We start from the raw sequence: 20524 nt of genomic DNA on the forward strand, positions 1-20524 counted from the left end.
GCTGTTAATAACGCCCCGCTCAGGGGCGTTTTTTGCCGCATCGCCTGATTATGTGAGCGGTAGCACGATTAGCCGTTTCAGCGTATGATTACCTGCGTCAAAAACAGGAGTCTGCCATGGCCGCCGTGCTCTCTGCCTGCTGGCGCTATCTGCGCGCCTTCATCATCATCTATCTCTGTCTGTATGCCGGCATCGGCATTTCATCCCTGCTGCCCATTGTTATTCCCGGCAGTATTATCGGGATGCTGATCCTCTTTCTTTTGCTGGGTTTTCAAATCGTTCCGGTAAACTGGGTGAAGCCCGGCTGCTACCTGATCATTCGCTATATGGCGCTGCTGTTTGTGCCGATCAGCGTTGGCGTGATGAACTACACCGATGTGCTCGCCGCCCAGTTTGGGCCTATTTTCGTCTCCTGCGTGCTCAGCACCCTGCTGGTGTTGATCGTCGTCGGCTACAGTTCGCATCGTCTGCACGGCAAGCCCATCGTCGGAGAAAAGCATGATGAGTGATATCTGGTGGTCGCTGCCGCTGACGCTGGCGGTGTTTTTCGGCGCGCGCTGGCTGGCGGCGCGGGTAAAAATCTCGCTCTTTAATCCGCTGCTGATCTCGATGGCGGTGATTATTCCCCTGCTGCTGCTGATCAATATGCCCTATGCGCGCTACTTTCAGGGCAGCGCTATCCTCAATAGCCTGCTGCAACCGTCGGTGGTGGCGCTGGCGCTGCCGCTCTATGAACAGCTGCATCAGATTCGCGCGCGCTGGAAATCGATTATCGCCGTCTGCTTTATCGGCAGCATGACCGCGATGGTTTCCGGCACCGCCATCGCTCTCTGGCTGGGCGCCACGCCGGAAATCGCCGCCACCGTTTTGCCCAAATCGGTCACCACGCCTATCGCCATGGCGGTCTCCGCCTCGCTGCACGGTATTCCGGCCATCAGCGCCATCTGCGTGCTGGTGGCGGGCGTGCTGGGCGCGGTGTTCGGTCATATGCTGCTGAACCTGATGCGCATAAAAACCAAAGCGTCGCGCGGGCTGGCCATCGGCAACGCTTCGCATGCCCTCGGCACCGCGCGCTGCGCCGAACTCGATTTTCAGGAGGGCGCGTTCAGTTCGCTGGCGCTGGTGATCTGCGGCATCATCACTTCGCTGCTGGCGCCGTTCCTGTTTCCGCTGCTGCTGGCGCTGTTAGGTTAAACGCGCCGCGCAACGGTTAAAATTTGCGAGAGATCGCGCAAATTGTCATTTCATTTCACGCATTACATTGCCGTAGCGACAGAGATCACATATAACCCCTGCCGGTGCTTTACAATTTTGGGATAACCCCAGCTATAAGAGGCATGCAATGCATCCACGTTTTCGTCCGGCTTTTGCCGGTTTAGCGGCCGAGCTTCAGGCCGCGCTACTTCCTGTCCTTGACGCTGACGATTTTGCCGCCTTTTTAACCCCTGATCAGGTGGCCGTACTCTGCCAGGAGAGCGGCCTGAATGAAGACGCGCTGGCGCTGGCGCTGCTGCCGCTGGCCGCCGCCTGCGCCGTCACGCCGCTGTCGAAATTCAACGTCGGCGCGGTCGCGCGCGGTCAGAGTGGATACTGGTATTTCGGCGCCAATATGGAGTTCGCCGGCGCCACTATGCAGCAGACGGTGCATGCCGAGCAGAGCGCGGTCACCCACGCCTGGCTACGCGGCGAAAGCGGTCTGGCGACCATGACCGTCAACTACACGCCCTGCGGCCACTGTCGTCAGTTTATGAATGAGTTGAACAGCGGCACGGCCCTGCGCATCAGCCTGCCGGACCGCCCGGTGGTGACGCTGGCCGACTACCTGCCTGACGCCTTCGGCCCGCGCGATCTGAACATCACTACGCTGGTAATGGATAAAGTGGATCACGGCTATCGCGCCGGGGGCAACGCGCTGGCGCAGGCGGCGATCGCCGCCGCCAACCGCAGCCATGCCCCTACAGCCAGGCGCACAGCGGCGTCGCGCTGCAAACCGCCAGCGGCGCCTGCTATCACGGCGGCTATATCGAAAACGTCGCCTTCAACCCCAGCCTGCCGCCGTTGCAGGCGGCGCTGATCCTGTTGAATATGCACGGCGAAAGCTGCCATGAGATTACACGCGCCGTGCTGGCGGAAAGCCCCGACGCGCAGCTACGTCAGCAGCCCGCCACCGCCGCGACCTTACAGGCGCTCGGCTGCCATCAACTGGAAGTGGTTGCGCTGCGAAAAGCGTAAGTCCGGGCTTCGTCTTACCGGCCGCGTCCGTCGATAACGAATGCGGCCTACTCAGCGGCGCGCCGCCCTCCGCTTTTCAGACGCTTTCCGCAAAAAAGCGTCCGCTTTTGTTAACGGCGGTTAACAAAAGCTGTACTTCTGCGTGAATTTTCTTAGGATCGTGGCACACCCTTGTTGTTATAAAAACACTGGCCACTTCCCCAAAGAGAACGTGCCTGTAACCGGAGCAAACACCGCATGGAACTCGATTACGAGAGTAAACGTCCGCTTTATATCCCTTACGCTGGTCCTATCCTGCTGGAATTTCCCCTGCTGAATAAAGGCAGCGCCTTTACCATCGAAGAGCGCAACGACTTCAACCTTAACGGCCTGCTGCCGGAAACGGTTGAAACCATCGAAGAACAGGCCGAACGCGCCTGGCGTCAGTTCCAGGATTTTAAGAACAATAACGATAAGCACGTTTATCTGCGCAATATTCAGGATACCAACGAAACCCTGTTTTATCGCCTGCTCGACAACCATCTCGAAGAGATGATGCCGATTATCTATACCCCGACGGTCGGCGTCGCCTGCGAACATTTCTCTGAAATCTACCGTCGCGCCCGCGGTCTGTTTATCTCCTACCCGAACCGCGCCAGCATTGAAGATATGCTGCAAAACGCCACCAAGCAGAATGTAAAAGTGATCGTGGTGACGGACGGCGAACGTATTCTCGGCCTCGGCGACCAGGGCATCGGCGGCATGGGCATTCCGATCGGCAAACTGTCGCTCTATACCGCCTGCGGCGGCATCAGCCCGGCCTATACCCTGCCGGTGGTGCTGGATGTCGGCACCAATAATCAGCAGTTGCTGAACGATCCGCTTTACATGGGCTGGCGTCATCCGCGCATTACCGGCGAGGAGTACGATCGCTTCGTCGACGAGTTTATCCAGGCGGTGCGCAGCCGCTGGCCGAACGTGCTGTTGCAGTTTGAAGATTTCGCGCAGAAGAACGCTATGCCGCTGCTGGAGCGCTATCGCGACCAGCTCTGCTGCTTTAACGACGATATCCAGGGCACCGCGGCGGTAACGCTCGGCACGCTGATCGCCGCCAGCCGCGCGGCGGGCAGCCGCCTGCGCGATCAAAACGTGGTGTTCCTTGGCGCAGGTTCCGCCGGTTGCGGCATCGCCGAGCAGATTATCGCCCAGATGAAGTCAGAGGGACTGAGCGACGAAGAGGCGCGCGCCAAAGTCTTTATGGTGGACCGCTTCGGCCTGCTGACCGACAAGCTGCCGAACCTGCTGAGCTTCCAGAGCAAGCTGGTGCAGAAAAGCGAAAACCTTGCCAGCTGGCATCTGGACAGCGATGCGATCTCGCTGATGGACGTAGTGCGCAACGCCAAACCTGACATTCTGATCGGCGTATCGGGTCAGCCAGGCCTGTTCAGCGAAGAGATTATTCGTGAAATGCACAGCCACTGCGCGCGTCCGATCGTGATGCCGCTCTCCAACCCAACTTCGCGCGTGGAAGCGACGCCGGCGGACATCCTCGCCTGGACCGACGGCGCGGCGCTGGTCGCCACCGGCAGCCCCTTCGCGCCGGTCACCCTGCACGATAAAACCTATCCCATCGCCCAGTGCAACAACTCCTATATTTTCCCCGGCATCGGCCTGGGCGTTATCGCCTCCGGCGCGACGCGCGTCACCGACAGCATGCTGATGGCGGCCAGCCGCGCGCTGGCGGACTGTTCGCCGCTGGTGAACGAGGGCGAAGGTCCGGTCCTGCCGGAGGTGAAAGATATTCAGGGCGTGTCGAAAGTGATCGCGATGGCGGTAGGCAAAGCGGCGCAGCTGGCGGGCGTGGCGGTCGTCACCTCGGAAGATGTGCTGTCGAAGGCGATAGCCAATAATTTTTGGATGCCGCAGTATCGTAACTATCGTCGCACCTCGATTTAACACAAACGCGATCTCCGTCATGCGTCATGGCGGAGATTGTCTAAAAAAACCGCGTCTGACCGGCGCGCGCTTGCGTCAGCTTACCGGCTCAAGTAGCCTTGAGCCATTCATTCCGCCCCGTCCAGAGCTACGCCGAACATGTTGAAACGCATGACATATGGCCTGATTATCATCCTGCTGCTGATGATACTGGCTGCGCTCGGCCTCGATCGCTGGATCGCCTGGAAAACCGCCCCGCTGGTGTATGACGATTTGACCTCGCTGCCGCATCGTCAGGTGGGCGTGGTGTTGGGCACCGCCAAGTATTATCGCGCCGGGGTGCCGAACCAGTATTACCACTACCGCATTCAGGGCGCGCTGAACGCCTACAACAGCGGTAAGGTGAACTACCTGCTGCTGAGCGGCGACAACGCCCAGCAGAGTTATAACGAGCCGATGACCATGCGACGCGATCTGATCGCCGCCGGGGTCAATCCTGCCGATATCGTGCTGGATTACGCGGGCTTCCGCACGCTGGACTCCATCGTGCGCACGCGCAAGGTGTTCGACACTAACGACTTCATTATCATTACCCAGCGTTTCCATTGCGAGCGCGCGCTGTTTATCGCGCTGCATATGGGCATTCAGGCGCAGTGCTACGCCGTGCCGTCGCCGAAAAATATGCTGACGGTGCGCGCGCGCGAAGTCGCCGCCCGTCTCGGCGCGTTGGCCGATCTTTATATTATGAAGCGCGAGCCGCGTTTCCTTGGCCCGCTGGTGCCGATTCCGGCAGTGCATGAGGTGCCGCAGGATGCGCAGAGCTATCCGGCGGTGACGCCGGAACAGCTGCTGGAGCTGGAGCAGCGGCAGAAGAAGAAATAAGGCGTTTCTGCCCTTGCGTGTACAGGGTTCAGCCGTGACCGCGCGCCATAAAAAAGCCGACCCTCAGGTCGGCTTTTTTGCAGTGGAGGACGGCGAGCTGCACCGCCGTCCTGCCGGTTACTTCTTACGCGAGTATTTCAGTGAATCCAGCGCCACGGCGAAGATAATGATGCCGCCCTTGATGATGTACTGCCAGTAGGGGTTAACGCCGATATAGGTCAGGCCGTAGTTGATAACGGTGAAGATCAGCACGCCGGTCACCACGCCAGCTACGGTGCCGACGCCGCCGGCAAAGGAGACTCCGCCCACCACGCACGCCGCAATCGCATCCAGCTCATACATAAAGCCGAGGTTGTTGGTGGCGCTGCCGATACGACCCGCTTCCAGCATGCCGCCGAAGGCGTAGAACACGCCGGACAGCGCATAGATCAGGATCAGGTTAAGCGGTACGTTAACGCCGGAGACCTTCGCCGCTTCCGGGTTGCCGCCGATAGCGAAGATGTTTTTGCCGAAGCGCGTTTTGTTCCACAGGATCCAGACAAACACGATAGCGATCACGGCGTAGAAGGTGATGTAGGAGAGTTTGAAGTCCCCGAAGCGCAGGAAGCCCTGAGCGAACTTCGAGAAGCCAGCGTCAAAGCCCGCGATCGGCGACGCGCCCACGTAGTCGTAATAGAGCGAGTTAATGCCGTAGACAATGATCATGGTGCCCAGCGTGGTGATAAAGGGCGTCACTTTCAGGTAGGCGATGATGATGCCGTTCAGCAAACCAATCAGGCCGCCGATGACGCACACCGTCAGGATCACCAGCGGAATCGGCACGGTATCCAGCTGCGGGAAAACTTTATTGGCGTTGTCCATCGCCTGCAGCATGGTGGCGGCCACCACCGCCGCCAGGCCCACCTGACGCCCGGCGGAGAGGTCGGTGCCCTGGGTCACGATCAGCCCGGCGACGCCCAGCGCGATAATAATACGCACCGAGGACTGGGTCAGAATATTACTCAGGTTCATTAAACTGAGAAAGGTCGGGTCCTGGAAAATAATAATTGCCAGCAGCACCAGCAATACGACATAGATGCCGCCCTCTTTCAACCAGGTCAGCGCATTCTTTTTCGTTGTAGCTTTCATGGTAACAACCCTTACATCATTAAAGGTGTAACGACGCTAAACGTAATATTTCGTTTTGCGTGGTAGTTTTTGTTTCGACGATGCCCGCGACCAGGCCATTGCTCATTACCAGGATGCGATCGGTAATACCCAGCAGCTCCGGCATTTCGGAAGAGATAATAATGATGCCCTTATCCTTCTTCGCCAGTTCAGAAATAAGCTGGTAAATTTCAAACTTGGCGCCGACGTCAATGCCGCGCGTTGGTTCATCCAGCATTAATATTTCCGGCTGGGTTAACAGCCAGCGACCGATAATCACTTTCTGCTGGTTGCCGCCGGAAAGCGAGCCGATAGCGGTATGATGCCCCGGCGTTTTTACCCGCATGGCGTCAATTACCCACTGGGTATCGCTTTTCATTCGGCTGTTATCCAGCAGGCCGAGCTTATTTTTATACTGGCGAATATTGGAAATTAACGAGTTAAAGCCAATATCCAGATAGGCGTAAATACCGGTCGAGCGGCGCTCTTCCGTTACCAGCGCAAAGCCGTGATTAATCGCTTCATTGGCGCTGTGATTATTAATCGCTTTACCGTGCAGCTTAATGGTGCCGCCCGATTTTTCGCGGATGCCGAACAGCGTTTCCACGATATCGGTGCGCTTGGCGCCCACCAGCCCGGCGATGCCGAGAATCTCCCCTTTATGCAGATCGAAAGAGACGTCGCGAATGGAAGGCTGACGCAGCGAGGTCAGGTTGCGCACCTCAAGGATCACTTCGCCCGGCACGTTGGTCTTATCCGGGAAGCGCTGGTTAAGGGAACGGCCAACCATCATGGCGATGATCTTATCCATATCCAGCCCTTCCAGCGGCTGGGTGCTGATCCACTGGCCGTCGCGCAGAATAGTGATTTCATCGCACAGCTGGAATATCTCTTCCATCTTATGCGAAATATAAACAATGCCGCAGCCGCGATCTTTCAGCTTACGGATAATGGTGAACAGATGATTCACCTCTTTTTCCGTCAGCGAGGAGGTCGGCTCATCCATAATCACAATTTTGGCGTCGTAGGAAAAGGCTTTAGCGATTTCCACCATCTGCATTTGCGATACGGAAAGATTCGCTACCTTATCACGCGGATCGATATCAATATCCAGCTCATCAAAAATGGCTTTGGTGTCGCGATACATTTTATCGTGATCGACAAACAGCCCTTTTTTCGGATAACGTCCCAGCCACATGTTATCCATGACCGAACGTTGCAGCACCAGGTTTAATTCCTGATGTACCATTGATACGCCATTTTCCAGCGCTTCTTTCGCGCTGGTGAAATTAATCTCTTTCCCCTGAAACAGAATTGTTCCGCTATCTTTGCTGTAAATACCAAACAGGCATTTCAGCAGCGTCGATTTACCCGCGCCATTCTCCCCCATAAGCGCGTGAACGGAATGCGGCCGGACTTTCAGATTCACATTATCCAAAGCCTTCACGCCAGGAAATGACTTACTGACATTAGTCATCTCCAGCAAGAATTCATGCTGCTGTGTTGTGTTTTCACTGGCCATAATTTACCTGGCTGAAAATTGTCTGCGTCTGGCGAATAAGGGCGCGGTAAGTGCCGCGCCCAATAGGGTTTATTTACTGAACTGAGAAAGGTTCTCTTTATCTACCGCGACGTAAGGAATACGTACGATTTTATTTTCCAGTTTGAAGTTGGTGCCGTCAGCGGCCGGTTTGCCGTCGGCCAGGTTTTTCGCCAGGTCGAAGGTGGCTTTCGCCTGGTTAGCGCCGTCATTCAGCACGGTGCCCGCCATTGCGCCCGATTTTACCATCGCCAGCGCTTCCGGCAGCGCATCGACGCCGAATACCGGAATAGCCGTTTTGTTGTGCGCCTTCAGCGCTTCTACCGCGCCCATCGCCATCGCGTCGTTGTTAGCGATCACCACTTCGATCTTGTTGGCGTTCGGGCCGGAGAGCCAGGCGTCAACCTTATCTTTCGCCTGCGCGGTGTCCCACATCGCGGTATCCATCGCCAGCTGCTGCGTTTTGATGCCGTCTTTGTTCAGGGTGTCGATAACATATTTGGTGCGCGCTTCAGCATCGGGATGGCCCGGTTCGCCTTTCAGCAGCACGAACTGAATCTGGCCATCTTTATTCAGATCCCACGCTGGCGTCGCTTTCCAGTGTTTCTCAATCAGCTGACCCTGAATCACGCCGGACTCTTTGGAGTCGGTGCCGACGTAGTAGGCTTTGTCATAGCTGGCCAGCACTTTCGCGTTTGGCTCTTTGTTGAAGAACACTACCGGCACGTCATTGCTGCGCGCTTTGTCGATCACCACGCCCGCCGCAGCCGGGTCCACCAAATTGATCGCCAGGGCTTTAACCCCTTTCGCCAGCAGCACGTCGATCTGATCGTTCTGCTTGGACTGGTCATTCTGCGAGTCATTCATCAGCAGCTGCACGCCGCCGGCGGCCTGCGCGTCTTTTTCAATATCCTTACGCACCATCGACATAAAGTTATCGTCATACTTGTAGATGGTGACGCCAATACGGGTATCTGCTGCGTGCGCCGTTGCGCCAAACATCATGCTGGCAACCAGGGCTGTGAGGGTGAAAACCTTCTTATTCATAGTATCTCCGGTTTTTGCAGGGTCGTTCTACGTCCGGTCCCTTCACCCTGTCGGGTAAAGAAAAGCGGACATTCAGTGAAAAAATCGGTTCAGGCGGGTCGCTATCGAAAGGTTACCCAAAGCCGATGGATTGCTGACACAAAACCTGACTTCCTTAATCGGTAACGCTTCCTGGAAAGTAATGACAAAATATTGCACGGCGCGCGTGAGGTGGTTTCAACCCAGTCATATCGACCGTTACATTATGTTTCAGCGCCGTTAAGACGCTGCTATCTTAGTGAGCTGGATGTTAATTAACTGTGAATTTACTCACAGATTGAAAACGGTTACATGGAGGAATCGGTTGAAATAGTGACCGGTGCCACATTTTGCCGCGCGGCGACGGAGTGACGGCGCACCAGCGTCGGCATAAAGCAGTGCTGCGCGGAAACATCCAGCTCGCCCGCCGCCCCTTTCAGCGCCAGCTCGGTGGCCAGTTTCGCCATTGAAACAATAGGATAGCGCACCGTGGTCAGCTGCGGGTCGGTGTAACGTGACATCGGAATATCATCAAAGCCGATCACGGAGAAATGCTGCGGCACCAGAATGCCGTTATCCTTCAGCGCCGTCAGCGCGCCGGCGGCCATGCTGTCGTTATAGGTGAAAATGGCGCTCAACTGTAGGTTGCGTCCCAGCAGCTCCACCATCGCCGCCTCGCCGCCTTGCATATCGGGCTCGCCGCTGCCGATCCAGACCTCAGGCGGTTCTATCCCCTGCTCGTTCAGCGCCTGCAGCCAGCCAGCGCGGCGCTGCTCCTCATCTTCAATAGGATGGCTGGAGCCGAGATAGCCGATGCGCGTATGCCCCTGCTGCAACAGCATGCGCGTCGCCATCGTCGCGCCGGTGATATTGTCCAGACCGACGCAGCGATGCGCGTAGCCTGGCAGAATGCGGTTGACCAACACCATGCCGGGCACCTGATCCATAAAGCTGGCGAGTTCAGCGTCGGACAGGGATTTGGAATGGACCACCAGCGCGTTGCAGCGCTGCCGGATCAGCACTTCGATCGCATGCCGCTCTTTTTCTTCCTGATGCCAGGAGTTGCTGATCAGCACATGCTTCTGCACCCGCTGCGCCACGGTATCGACCGCCTTCACCAGCGCGCCGAAAAAGGGATCGGAGACATCCATCACCACCACGCCGATAGTGTCGCTGACCTGCGTCGCCAGCGCCTGCGCGTTGGCGTTAGGGCGATAGCCCAGCGCTCCTACCGCCAACAGCACTGCATCGCGGGTATCGGCCGTCACGGCGTTGCTGTTGTTCAGCACGCGGGAAACCGTCGCGACGGAGACGCCTGCCTGCCGTGCGACATCGCGAATGGTAATCATGATGAATGACCTGAAAGAGAAGAGATAAATTGCATGCTTCACCTGCCGCCTGGAGTTGCTGGCGGCTATTCTGGCAGGCAAGAGCACGCGGCTACGTGAATCAGGTCACACTCATGAAAACGGTTACATACAATTTTTTAACATTTGTGATGGCGGTCATTGTCCGCGTCGCACGGGCGCCTGCGCCGCGAAAGCGGTCAGCCTGCGCCACAGCCACTCCAGCGGCCCCTGGCGGAAACGGCGCAGCCAGAGCGTCGACAGCAGCAGGTTCGCCAGCCAGACCAGCGGCACCAGCAACAGCAGATGAACACGATCAAAATGCAGGAACAGGCCGAAGCGATAGAACAGCGTCGTACAGATCAGGGATTGCAGCAGATAGTTGGTGAGCGCCATGCGTCCGACGCAGCAAACGGCGTGCGTGATTTTCAGGCGGCCCAGCTGCGGCCAGAAACCGAAGCAGAGCGCAGCGTAGCCGAGGCTGGTCAGGGGCGCGGCCAGATCGCGCGGCGCCTGCAGGTAAAAGGCCGACCAGTGAAACGCCCAGTCGAGATGCCACTGCAACAGCGTCCCTGGCAGCTGAATCAGCCAGCCCAGCGGCAGCAAAATCATCGCCGTGCGCCGGTAGTGGCGACGGCTGAAAGCGCCCTGCAGCCAGCCGTTGCGCATCAGCGCCCCGCCCATCAGCATCAGCCCGGCCAGCTGCCAGCCATACTGCGCGCCTAACGCCAGCAGCATCGATGAAAGATGATCGAGACGGTTTTCAATCGCCAGCGTGCCGCCGCTCAGCTTCCAGAAGGTTTCATACTGAATGTCCGCCGCGCCGGGCAACCAGGAGCGCGACGGCGCCGGGTCGGAGATCAGGCCGAACAGCAGCAGCACGCCGACGCCGACCAGGTAGAGCATGACGCCAGTATTGAACAGCGAACGGGTCGAGGGCACGTCGCGGATCATGCGCCAGGCGATCAGTCCGATAATTCCGTAGGCCAGCAGAATGTCCCCTTCCCACAGAAAGATGGCGTGCAGAAAACCGATGATCACCAGCCAGCTCAGGCGCGCCTGCAACCAGCGCTTGCCGCGCGGCAGCAGCATTTGCAGACCGGCGCCGAACAGCAGCGCAAACAGCGTGAGGAATTTGCTTTGCGCCAGCAGATCGAGCAGCGCCCAGCTCAGCGCGTCGCTGAACGAGGGGACGCCGTTCCAGGCGGGATTAAGGTAGGCGGCGGAAGGCAGGCCGAAGCCGCTGATATTCAGCAGCAGGATACCGAGAATGGCGAGACCACGAATAAAATCCAGCGTGATATTTCGTTGCATGCCGGTTCCTGCCGCGTTTCAAAGGGAATTAATTATGACGCACCGCGCGCAAAAATTCCTGACGCGTGTTCTGGCTCGACTTGAACAGGCCGCCCAGCGAGGTGGTGGTGGTGGCGCTGTTGGCGTCGCGAATGCCGCGCGCCTTCACGCAGTAGTGCACGGCGTCGATAGAGACCGCCACGTTGTTGGTGCCGAGCAGCGTTTGCAGCGCAATCAGCACCTGCTGCGTCAGACGCTCCTGCACCTGCGGGCGCTGAGCGAAGAACTGCACGATACGATTGATTTTCGACAGGCCGATCACCTTATCTTTCGGGATATAAGCAACGGTCGCCTTGCCGTCGATAATCACGAAGTGGTGTTCGCAGGTGCTGGTCAGCGTAATGTCGCGCACCGTCACCATCTCATCCACCTTCATCTTGTTATCGATCAGGGTGATTTTCGGGAAATTAGCGTAGTCCAGACCGGAGAAGATCTCATTCACATACATTTTGGCGATGCGGTGAGGGGTTCCATCAGGCTGTCATCGTCTAAATCGAGATTGAGCAGCTGCATAATTTCGGTCATATGACCGGCAATCAGCGTCTTACGCGTTTCGTCATCCATTTCACGTACGGGGGCACGCAACGGGGTTTCCAGTCCACGCGCAACCAACGCATCGTGAACCAGAGCGGCTTCATGACTTAACGTCGCCATGTGATGTTTCTCCAGCAGGTGTGACAGCCGACGATCGCGCCAGCGTCGTCGTCGGGATAATAATCAGAGCGCGTATTCTGAAGCACTCCGGGTCGTTTATCCAGTGAATCCCTTTAATCGGCCCTGAAATCCCTTCATGCGGCGCGGCGCCAGACCAGCGCGCCAGCCAGCAGCAGCGCCGCGCCCGCCACGAACAGCGCCGGCTCCAGCCGGTGCCATAACAGGCTGGAAAGCCAGGAGAGCAGCGGCCCTGCCAGCTGGCCGACGGCGTAGCCGGTGGTCAGCAGCCCCGCCAGATAGCGCATATGCTGCGGCGCCAGTTCGCGGCCATACTGCAACGTCAGTTGCACCACGCAGAGAAAGCCGCCGCCGGTCAGCAGCGCGCCCGCCGCCAGTCCGCCGAGGCCGGGCAGCAGGCCGCCGATAAATACGCCGATCGCCTGCGCCCACAGCGCCACCGCCAGCCGCAGATGGGCGGCGGCCCAGCGGCGGGTGAGAATGCCCAGCGCGATGCCGATCACCGCCGCGCCGCCGAAAACCGGCCAGACGAACTGCGCGAACAGGCTGTGCGGGAAACGCGTCGCCGCCAGCTGGGAAAGAAAGGTGGCGGGCAGAATATAGCCGAACCCGGCGAGGCTGTAGCTCAGCACCAGACGCTTCAGATTGCCGTCCAGCACCAGCGGCGCGGGCGCGGTTTCCGGCCGATGCAGCTCCCCGCGGCGCGGCAGATTCACCGCAATCGGCGCAATGAGTAACAGCGCCAGCGCGCCATAGGCGAGCCAGGCGGTCGCCGCCGTGACCTGCCAGCCGTTCAGCAGCACCGCCAGCAGGCCGCTGAGGAAAATGCCGATGCCCGGACCGGCGAAAACCGCCGCCGACAGCCCCGGCCTGCCGAGCTGCTGTAAACGCTCGTTGCTCCATGCCGCTACCAGCACCATCGCGCAGCCGCTGGCCCAGCCGATAATGAAACGCGCCGCGCCGTGCAGCCAGGCGTCGTTCAGCCACGCCGACAGCAACGTCAGCACCACCGCCCCCCAAACCCCGGCGTGCAGCCGCCGTTCCACATGACGGCGCGCGCGCATCGCGTCAAACGATCCGCACAGGTAGCCAAGATAGTTGAGCGCCGCTACCAGGCTGGCGCTGGAGAGCGTCAGCTGGCCATCGGCAATCATCAGCGGTACCTGCGGCGTAAAGGCGAAGCGCCCGATACCCATCGCCACCACCAGCGACAGCAGCGCGCTTAACGCAATACGCCCTGCTCCTACGGTCCGTTTCGCCTCTGTTTTCCGCATTGTGACATCATCTTTTTTGTTTAACCGTTGCGTCTATCATGCACGAGGTTTACACTCACGAAAAGTGAATGATTCTGATAAAGTTAATTACGGTAAGAGAACAGATGGATTTAGTCCAGTTACGTATGTTCTGTTCGGTGGCGGAAACCGGTTCGGTGGCGCGCGCCGCAGAGCAATTGCATCGGGTCCCTTCTAACCTGACCACGCGCCTGCGCCAGCTGGAGCAGGAGATCGGGGTGGATCTGTTTATTCGTGAAAAACAACGTCTGCGATTGTCGCCGATGGGCCATAATTTCCTTTGTTACGCGCAACGCATTCTGGCGCTGAGCGAAGAGGCGCTAAGCATGGCGCGCGCCGGCGAGCCGGGCGGCAACTTCGCGCTCGGCTCGATGGAAAGCACCGCCGCCACGCGCCTGCCGAATCTGCTGGCCGCCTATCATCAGCGCTATCCGACGGTGGCGCTGTCGCTGATCACCGGCACTTCCGGCGAGATTATCGATCGGGTGCGCGAGGGCACGCTGGCGGCGGCGCTGGTCGACGGGCCGGCTAACTATGACGAGCTGAACGGCTGCATCGCTTTTCGCGAGCGGATGACGCTGATCTCCAGCGTCGATCATACGCCGATCCGCAGCGCTGCCGACGCCAGCGGCGATACGGTTTTCGCCTTTCGCACCAGCTGCTCCTATCGCCTGTTGCTGGAAGAGTGGTACCGCGACAGCGGCGTACAGCCGCACAACGTGATGGAGATTCAGTCCTATCACGCAATGATGGCCTGCGTCGCAAGCGGCGCCGGCGTGGCGTTGATCCCGGAATCGGTGCTGGCGCAGATGCCGGCGCGCGAGCGGGTGCAGGCGCACCGGCTGCCGGACAGATTCCGCGATACCGCCACCTGGCTTATCTGGCGGCGAGATGCGTTTACCCCCAATGTGGAAGCGCTGAAATATTTAATAATTGAACAGTTTGACGACAACCCCATTAACGATGAGTTGATGCATCCTCAGGAGTGTATAAATGGAAATGATTAAGACCCGCGCCGCCGTAGCCTGGGCCCCAGGCGAGCCGCTGAAGATTGAAGAAGTGGATCTGATGCCGCCGCAACAAGGCGAAGTGCTGGTGCGCATCGTAGCGACCGGCGTCTGCCACACCGACGCTTATACCCTGTCAGGCAAAGATCCAGAAGGGGTATTCCCGGCGATCCTCGGCCATGAAGGCGGCGGCATTGTGGAAGCGATCGGCGAAGGCGTTACCAGCGTCGCAGTCGGCGACCACGTGATTCCGCTCTACACCCCGGAGTGCGGCAAATGTAAATTCTGTCTCTCCGGCAAAACCAACCTCTGCCAGGCGATCCGCGCCACCCAGGGCAAAGGCCTGATGCCGGACGGCACCACCCGTTTCTTTAAAGACGGCAAACCGATCTTCCACTATATGGGCACCTCCACCTTCTCCGAATACACCGTAGTGCCGGAGATTTCGCTGGCGAAAATCAGCAAAGAAGCGCCGCTGGAAGAAGTCTGTCTGCTGGGCTGCGGCGTCACCACCGGCATGGGCGCGGTGATGAACACGGCGAAAGTCAAAGAAGGCGACACCGTGGCGATTTTCGGTCTCGGCGGCATCGGCCTGTCGGCGATTATCGGCGCGAAGATGGCGAAAGCGGGCCGCATTATCGGCATCGATATCAACACCAGCAAATTCGATCTGGCGCGCAAGCTCGGCGCAACCGACCTGGTGAATCCGAAAGATTATGATAAGCCGATTCAGGAGGTAATCGTTGAGATGACCGACGGCGGCGTTGACTTCTCTTTTGAGTGCATTGGCAACGTAAACGTGATGCGTTCCGCGCTGGAGTGCTGCCACAAAGGCTGGGGCGAGTCGGTGATTATCGGCGTAGCGGGCGCAGGCGAAGAGATCTCCACCCGTCCTTTCCAGCTGGTGACCGGACGCGTCTGGCGCGGCTCCGCCTTCGGCGGCGTGAAAGGCCGTTCTCAGCTGCCGGGCATCGTGCAGGATTACCTCGACGGCAAGTTCCAGCTCAATGATTTTATTACCCACACTATGCCGCTGGAAGAGATCAACGAGGCGTTCGATCTGATGCACGAAGGCAAATCGATCCGCTCCGTGGTGCATTTCAGTAAATAAACGGGAGGCGTCATGCCAACAACGCTGGAATTACTGGAAGAGCATCGCCTGTTTGGCGGCTGGCAGCAGCGCTGGCGCCACCATTCATCGGTGCTGGGCTGCAATATGACCTTCGGCATTTTTCTGCCGGGGCCGACAAGCGACACCCCGCCGCCGGTGGTGTGGTGTCTGGCGGGGTTGACCTGTACCGATGAAAACTTCGTCGTGAAGTCGGGCGCGCAGCGCGTGGCGGCGGAGCTGGGCCTGGTGCTGATCATGCCGGACACCAGCCCGCGCGGCGATGAGGTGCCCAATGACGACGCCTACGATCTCGGACAGGGCGCAGGCTTCTACCTGAACGCGACGCAGGCGCCCTGGCGCCAGCATTTCCGCATGTATGATTACCTGAACGAGGAGCTGCCGACGCTGATCGCCAGCAACTTTAAGGTCAGCGATCGTCAGGCGATCATGGGGCATTCGATGGGCGGCCACGGTGCGCTGGTGCTGGCGCTGCGCAATCCGCATCGCTTCGCCTCGGTATCGGCGTTCGCGCCGATCGTCAACCCGGCGGCGGTGCCGTGGGGCGTGAAAGCGTTCAGCGCCTATCTGGGCGAGGATCGCGAACAGTGGCGGCAGTATGACAGCTGCCTGCTGATGGCGGCGTCGCCAGCGCAGCTGCCGATATTGATCGATCAGGGCGACAGCGATCAGTTCCTTGCCGATCAGCTGCAGCCGGAACAGCTGGAAGCGGTGGCGCAGCAGGCGAACTGGCCGCTGACGCTGCGCATTCAGCCGGGCTACGATCACAGCTACTTTTTTATCGCCTCTTTTGTGGAAGATCACCTGCGCTTCCATGCGCAGCATCTGCTGGCATAAAAAAACGCGCCCTGCTGTTAGTCAGGGCGCGCAGCGCTCTCTTCAGGGCGGCCATGGCCGCCCTTTTTACTTTTCTCAGAAGTTGTAATCCATCGCCAGGAAGTAGCGGCGGCCATCTTCGTTATAGCCGTAATCATCGCGGCTGAAATCCTTGTCCAGCAGATTCTGCACCCCTGCGCGCAGCTTCACCGCTTTGGTCGCCTGCCAGCTGGCGCCGGTGTTCCACAGCACATAGCCGCCCGGCGTTACGCCGTCGTTTTTCAGCGTGCGGCGCTGACCTGAGTAATTTGCCTGCAAATACACATTCCAGTCATCCAGCGGCGTCCAGTCCAACGTGCCGTTGGCGGTATGCAGCGGCAGCTCGCTCAGCGGCTTGTTGCCGCCGTTGCTGAGATCGCGTCCGTCGCTGTAGGTGTAGTTCAGCGTCAGCTTCCAGCTATCGTTGAACGGCACTTTCAGCTCGGTTTCAAGGCCGGTGATGCGCGCCTTGTTGACGTTGTAGTAGCGGAACACCGGTTTGCCGTTTTTATCAAAGCCGACAAAGTTGCTGTAGCCGGGCGCTAAAGCGGGATCGGAGGTGCGCGAGATGCTGATCATATCGTCGACGTTGTTCTGGAAGGCGGTAACGCTGCCGCTGACGCCGTCCAGCCAGCCTTCATCGCCGCGCCAGTAAAGTCCCAGCTCAAAGCTTTCGCTGGTTTCCGGCTTCAGATCGGGGCTGCCCACCACGGAACAGCTGCCACGGCAGGAATTGCTCTGCCAGTCGGGGCTGAGCTGCAACAGCGACGGCGCTTTAAAGGCATTCGCCCAGCCGCCCTTTACCGTTACGGTGTCGCTGGCGTTCCACACCAGATAGAGGCGCGGACTCCAGTGATCGCCGTAGGTTTCGTGATCGTCCATGCGCAGGCCGCCGGTCAGCGCCAGCGAATCCAGCAGCCGCCACTCATCCTCCACGAACAGCGCATACTGACTGGCGGAGGCGTCGCCGCCGCTCTTGAGGTTGACGCTGTCGCTCAGCTTATCGTGACGCCACTCGCCGCCGAAAGTGAGCAGCTGATTAATCGCCATCAGCGGCAGCACCAGCTTGCCGTCGAGGCTGTTATTGCGCGAGGTGATGACGTCGCTGGAATAGTTATCGATTTTATCGCCGTAGAAGCGCAGCTCGGTATTGCCGAAGCCCCAGCGGCCATTATGGCTCAGGCTGTAGTTTTGTCGCTCGAGGCGGTTTTTATCCAGCGAATCGGAGTCGCGGTCCTGACGGTCGAAGCCGTAGCCGAAGCCGATCTCCTGATTATCGTCGGGTGTCAGGGTAAATTCAGCGTTGCCGTTGCGGCTGGTGTAGCCCTCAATGCGCGCCGAATCGCCGCTGGCTGGCGCGTCGTCTTTTTCACGCTTGCCGAGGTTGCCGTAGACCTTCACGCCCAGCAGATCCTCAATCAGCGGGCCGCTGGTGAAGAAGTTGCCATTATAGCTGTCGCCGCGATCGCGATGCGCCTGCAAGGTGGTGTCGGCGCTCAGGGTGCCGTGCCAGGCTTTGCCGACCTTGCGGGTAATAATGTTGACCACGCCGCCCAGCGCGTCGGAGCCGTAGAGCGAGGACATCGGCCCACGCACCACCTCGATGCGCTCGATGGCGTCGACCGGGATCCAGTTGAGATCGAAATCGTTATGACGAAACACCGCGTTGCGCGAGCTGACGCGCTTGCCGTCGATCAGGATCAGGGTATAGCTGCTGTCCAGCCCGCGCAGGCTGACGCCCTTACGGTTGTCTCCTTCGTCGGTAAGCTGAACGCCCGGCACTTCGCGCAGTACTTCGCGCAGGTTTTGCACCGGCTTGCGCTTAATTTCTTCGTGGGTGATCACGCTGATGCTGGCTGGCGCATCCTGCAAATTAATTTCATTCGCCGAGGCGGTCACCACCATCGTATCGTTGTGATCTTCTCCGGCGGCGTAGGCTGGCAGCGCCAGACAAATAACGGACGTGCAAAGGCCTGCGCGCATCACACCATTTAAGCGAAACATATTTCTCTCCATGAGGTAAAAGTAACCAAAATAAATTTACGCTCATGCCCACATTGAAAAGGCGCAACCCGTCGCCTGTAAAAAAAATGATTTAAAGCGGAATACATCTATTTATTATGGGTGGAATAAATCGCCTGCTAACTGATTTATTCCACGCGTTTGCTGCGCCTGCGAATTTTATATTTAGCAGGCGCGGCGAAAATTAAATCCCTGGCTCCGCCACCAGCCCGTCAATCAGCACCTGCGGCGTGCCCTGCGAGCACAGCTCAATGCGGCCGCGCACGCCATAGACCTCGGCGAGGCTTTGGGCGGTAATCACCTTCTCCGGCGCGCCGTCGGCAATCAGCCTGCCCTGTTGCAGCATTAATACATGTTCGGCATGACGCAGCGCGATATTAATATCATGCACCACCACCACGGTGACGATATTGCGCCGCCGCGTTTCCCGCCGCACTAAATCCATCACGTGAAACTGGTAATTCAAATCAAGCGCGCTTAAAGGTTCGTCGAGTAATAATAAGTGCGGACGACGAATTAACGACTGCGCTAATCCCACCAGCTGTTTTTGCCCGCCAGAGAGCTGATCGAGATAGCTTAACGCCAGGTGAGCGATGCCCAACTGTTCCAGCAGCGCCATCACCTCCGCTTCGCTGGCCGCTCCGCCGTGACCGCCGGAGGCGCGCTGCGCGACGATGATCGATTCCAGCACGTGCAGATGCACGCCCGCCGGCAGCGACTGCGGCAGGTAAACGACCCGCTCGGCGCGGCGGGCGAACGGCAGCCCCATCAGCTCTTCGCCGTTAAGCCACAGCTCGCCGCGCGCCTGATTCAATCCCGCCAGCGCGCGCAGCAGCGTTGACTTGCCGCAGCCGTTCGGCCCCAGCAGCACGGTGATTTTGCCGCGCGGCAGCTGCGGCACGTTCAGATTTTCGATGACGTTGCGCTTCGGATAGCCGGTATGGAACGCGCGGATCTGTAAACCTTCCATCAGACATTCCCCCGGTTGCGCAGAATAATGGTCAGGAAGAAGGGCACGCCCACCAGCGAGGTGACGATGCCGACCGGAATAATGATGCCGGGAATCAGGTTCTTCGAGGCGACCGAGGCCATCGACAGCACCAGCGCGCCGGTCAGGGCGCTGGCGGGCAGATAATAACGATGATCTTCGCCGAAGATCAGACGAGCGATATGCGGCGCTACCAGGCCGATAAAGCCAATCGGTCCGACAAACGCTACCGCCAGCGCGGAAAGGATGCTGATGCGCAGCAGCGTGCCAAGACGCAGGCGCCGCACGTCGATGCCGAAGCTGACGGCGCGATCTTCGCCGAGGCGCAGCGCGGTCAGCTTCCAGGCGCTTTTTAAAGAGAACGGCAGCAGCAGCAGCACCGCAACGCTTAATATCGCCAGCTTCTCCCAGGAGGCGCGCGCCAGGCTGCCCATGGTCCAGAACACCAGCCCCTGTAGGGTATCTTCGCTGGCGATAAATTGCAGCATCGACACCAGCGCGTTAAAGGTGAATACCAGCGCAATGCCGAACAGCACCACGCCGGAGGTGGCGACGCGCGTCCAGCGCGTAACGCCATCAAGCATCAGCGCGGCGAACAGCGCGAAGATAAAAGCGTTGCCGGAGATGAACCACTGATCGGGAATGCCGGGAATGCCGATGCCGAGAATAATCGCCAGCGCGGCGCCGAACGCCGCGGCGGACGAGACGCCAAGGGTAAAAGGGCTGGCGAGCGGGTTATTGAGGATGGTCTGCATCTCCGCGCCGGCCAGGCCGAGCGCCAGCCCCACCACCACCGCCATCAGCGCATAGGGCAGACGAATTTCCCAGACGATAACTCGCGTACCGGCATCGACGCTATCGGGCTGCAACAGCGTATGCCACAGCGTGTTCAACGTCAGCCCGGAGGGGCCGAGGGTAAAATCGAGAACCAGCGAGGCCAGAATCGCCAGCAGCAAAATGCTCATCAGCAGCAGGCGCTGGCGCAGAAGCTGGCGGTAGCGTCCCATAACCGCAGCGGGCGGCGCGGTGCGGGAAACGTGCGCGGAGTCGTGTGTCACACTCATGTTAAATCCTGTCAATG

At 58.9% G+C, this 20524-nt stretch carries 16 protein-coding genes and 2 pseudogenes; 8 read left to right on the plus strand and 10 right to left on the minus strand.

The genetic code is table 11. The features are described 5' to 3' along the window. The first annotated feature begins 116 nt into the window (after positions 1-116). From C2E16_RS13970 to sanA, 5 genes and pseudogenes are all read left to right on the plus strand, one after another. On the plus strand, positions 117-509 hold the full coding sequence (locus C2E16_RS13970; RefSeq protein ID WP_038625227.1) for a CidA/LrgA family protein: 393 nt from the start codon (positions 117-119) through the stop codon (positions 507-509). Then, entirely contained in the window at positions 499-1194 is a 696-nt protein-coding gene (locus C2E16_RS13975) for a CidB/LrgB family autolysis modulator (RefSeq protein WP_103790966.1), read from the plus strand. The genes C2E16_RS13970 and C2E16_RS13975 overlap by 11 nt, the downstream gene beginning before the upstream one ends. Positions 1195-1342: 148 nt before the next feature. Continuing rightward, a pseudogene (gene cdd / locus C2E16_RS13980) lies at positions 1343-2232 on the plus strand (cytidine deaminase). A 237-nt stretch (positions 2233-2469) separates the two neighbouring features. Further along, positions 2470-4167, plus strand: a complete 1698-nt coding sequence (locus C2E16_RS13985) for an NAD-dependent malic enzyme (RefSeq protein ID WP_104951541.1) — start codon at positions 2470-2472, stop codon at positions 4165-4167. Between the two features lie 138 nt (positions 4168-4305). Next, entirely contained in the window at positions 4306-5028 is a 723-nt protein-coding gene (gene sanA / locus C2E16_RS13990; RefSeq protein ID WP_038625223.1) for an outer membrane permeability protein SanA, read from the plus strand. A 117-nt stretch (positions 5029-5145) separates the two neighbouring features. On the opposite strand, the gene mglC is transcribed toward sanA, so the two are convergent. From mglC to C2E16_RS14025, 7 genes and pseudogenes are all read right to left on the minus strand, one after another. Next, positions 5146-6156: a galactose/methyl galactoside ABC transporter permease MglC gene (gene mglC / locus C2E16_RS13995; RefSeq protein WP_038625222.1), complete on the minus strand. Its 1011-nt coding sequence runs from the start codon at positions 6154-6156 to the stop codon at positions 5146-5148. Positions 6157-6175: 19 nt separating this feature from the next. Further along, the gene (mglA, locus tag C2E16_RS14000; protein WP_038625221.1) at positions 6176-7696 is read right to left on the minus strand and encodes a galactose/methyl galactoside ABC transporter ATP-binding protein MglA; all 1521 of its coding nucleotides are present in this window, start codon (positions 7694-7696) and stop codon (positions 6176-6178) included. Between the two features lie 69 nt (positions 7697-7765). Continuing rightward, a complete protein-coding gene (mglB, locus tag C2E16_RS14005; RefSeq protein ID WP_038625220.1) occupies positions 7766-8761 on the minus strand; it encodes a galactose/glucose ABC transporter substrate-binding protein MglB in 996 nt (331 codons plus the stop codon). Positions 8762-9087: 326 nt separating this feature from the next. Further along, positions 9088-10128: an HTH-type transcriptional regulator GalS gene (galS, locus tag C2E16_RS14010; protein ID WP_084970587.1), complete on the minus strand. Its 1041-nt coding sequence runs from the start codon at positions 10126-10128 to the stop codon at positions 9088-9090. A gap of 156 nt (positions 10129-10284) precedes the next feature. Beyond that, complete coding sequence (gene yeiB / locus C2E16_RS14015) at positions 10285-11439, minus strand: DUF418 domain-containing protein YeiB (RefSeq protein WP_084970588.1); 1155 nt, start codon at positions 11437-11439, stop codon at positions 10285-10287. 28 nt (positions 11440-11467) lie between these two features. Further along, positions 11468-12132 (minus strand): annotated as a pseudogene (gene folE / locus C2E16_RS14020) (GTP cyclohydrolase I FolE). A 134-nt stretch (positions 12133-12266) separates the two neighbouring features. Beyond that, positions 12267-13424 (minus strand): YbfB/YjiJ family MFS transporter, encoded by a 1158-nt coding sequence (locus tag C2E16_RS14025; protein WP_038625216.1) that lies wholly within the window; start codon positions 13422-13424, stop codon positions 12267-12269. Positions 13425-13528: 104 nt separating this feature from the next. Here C2E16_RS14025 and ptrR point away from each other — a divergent pair, with 104 nt between their 5' ends. Genes ptrR through fghA form a run of 3 tightly spaced genes read left to right on the plus strand, consistent with a single transcriptional unit; the run spans position 13529 to position 16415 of the window. Next, positions 13529-14449 carry a putrescine utilization regulator PtrR gene (gene ptrR / locus C2E16_RS14030; protein ID WP_038629940.1) on the plus strand — a complete coding sequence of 307 codons (921 nt, stop codon included), beginning with the start codon at positions 13529-13531 and terminating at the stop codon, positions 14447-14449. After that, positions 14436-15560, plus strand: a complete 1125-nt coding sequence (locus C2E16_RS14035) for an S-(hydroxymethyl)glutathione dehydrogenase/class III alcohol dehydrogenase (RefSeq protein ID WP_084971200.1) — start codon at positions 14436-14438, stop codon at positions 15558-15560. The genes ptrR and C2E16_RS14035 overlap by 14 nt, the downstream gene beginning before the upstream one ends. A 12-nt stretch (positions 15561-15572) precedes the next feature. Then, positions 15573-16415: an S-formylglutathione hydrolase gene (gene fghA, locus C2E16_RS14040; protein ID WP_038625214.1), complete on the plus strand. Its 843-nt coding sequence runs from the start codon at positions 15573-15575 to the stop codon at positions 16413-16415. A 75-nt stretch (positions 16416-16490) separates the two neighbouring features. Here fghA and cirA read toward each other — a convergent pair whose 3' ends face one another. The 3 genes from cirA to C2E16_RS14055 form a co-directional block, all read right to left on the minus strand. After that, complete coding sequence (cirA, locus tag C2E16_RS14045; protein ID WP_038625213.1) at positions 16491-18437, minus strand: catecholate siderophore receptor CirA; 1947 nt, start codon at positions 18435-18437, stop codon at positions 16491-16493. Positions 18438-18639: 202 nt separating this feature from the next. Continuing rightward, entirely contained in the window at positions 18640-19425 is a 786-nt protein-coding gene (locus tag C2E16_RS14050; protein ID WP_038625212.1) for an ABC transporter ATP-binding protein, read from the minus strand. Then, on the minus strand, positions 19425-20507 hold the full coding sequence (locus C2E16_RS14055) for a FecCD family ABC transporter permease (protein ID WP_038625211.1): 1083 nt from the start codon (positions 20505-20507) through the stop codon (positions 19425-19427). The genes C2E16_RS14050 and C2E16_RS14055 overlap by 1 nt, the downstream gene beginning before the upstream one ends. Between the last annotated feature and the right edge of the window lie 17 nt (positions 20508-20524).

It is taken from the genome of Mixta calida (assembly GCF_002953215.1).
In the GTDB taxonomy this organism is placed as follows: domain Bacteria; phylum Pseudomonadota; class Gammaproteobacteria; order Enterobacterales; family Enterobacteriaceae; genus Mixta; species Mixta calida.

Bases quoted from the DNA above. Each gene is read 5' to 3' on its own strand.
- C2E16_RS14025 (WP_038625216.1), bottom strand. From the start codon at position 13,424: ATGCGGAAAACAGAGGCGAAACGGACCGTAGGAGCAGGGCGTATTGCG.
- C2E16_RS13985 (WP_104951541.1), top strand. From the start codon at position 2,470: ATGGAACTCGATTACGAGAGTAAACGTCCGCTTTATATCCCTTACGCT.
- C2E16_RS14055 (WP_038625211.1), bottom strand. From the start codon at position 20,507: ATGAGTGTGACACACGACTCCGCGCACGTTTCCCGCACCGCGCCGCCC.
- yeiB (WP_084970588.1), bottom strand. From the start codon at position 11,439: ATGCAACGAAATATCACGCTGGATTTTATTCGTGGTCTCGCCATTCTC.
- C2E16_RS13970 (WP_038625227.1), top strand. From the start codon at position 117: ATGGCCGCCGTGCTCTCTGCCTGCTGGCGCTATCTGCGCGCCTTCATC.
- sanA (WP_038625223.1), top strand. From the start codon at position 4,306: ATGTTGAAACGCATGACATATGGCCTGATTATCATCCTGCTGCTGATG.
- C2E16_RS13975 (WP_103790966.1), top strand. From the start codon at position 499: ATGATGAGTGATATCTGGTGGTCGCTGCCGCTGACGCTGGCGGTGTTT.
- C2E16_RS14035 (WP_084971200.1), top strand. From the start codon at position 14,436: ATGGAAATGATTAAGACCCGCGCCGCCGTAGCCTGGGCCCCAGGCGAG.
- galS (WP_084970587.1), bottom strand. From the start codon at position 10,128: ATGATTACCATTCGCGATGTCGCACGGCAGGCAGGCGTCTCCGTCGCG.
- mglA (WP_038625221.1), bottom strand. From the start codon at position 7,696: ATGGCCAGTGAAAACACAACACAGCAGCATGAATTCTTGCTGGAGATG.
- cirA (WP_038625213.1), bottom strand. From the start codon at position 18,437: ATGTTTCGCTTAAATGGTGTGATGCGCGCAGGCCTTTGCACGTCCGTT.
- mglB (WP_038625220.1), bottom strand. From the start codon at position 8,761: ATGAATAAGAAGGTTTTCACCCTCACAGCCCTGGTTGCCAGCATGATG.
- ptrR (WP_038629940.1), top strand. From the start codon at position 13,529: ATGGATTTAGTCCAGTTACGTATGTTCTGTTCGGTGGCGGAAACCGGT.
- mglC (WP_038625222.1), bottom strand. From the start codon at position 6,156: ATGAAAGCTACAACGAAAAAGAATGCGCTGACCTGGTTGAAAGAGGGC.
- fghA (WP_038625214.1), top strand. From the start codon at position 15,573: ATGCCAACAACGCTGGAATTACTGGAAGAGCATCGCCTGTTTGGCGGC.
- C2E16_RS14050 (WP_038625212.1), bottom strand. From the start codon at position 19,425: ATGGAAGGTTTACAGATCCGCGCGTTCCATACCGGCTATCCGAAGCGC.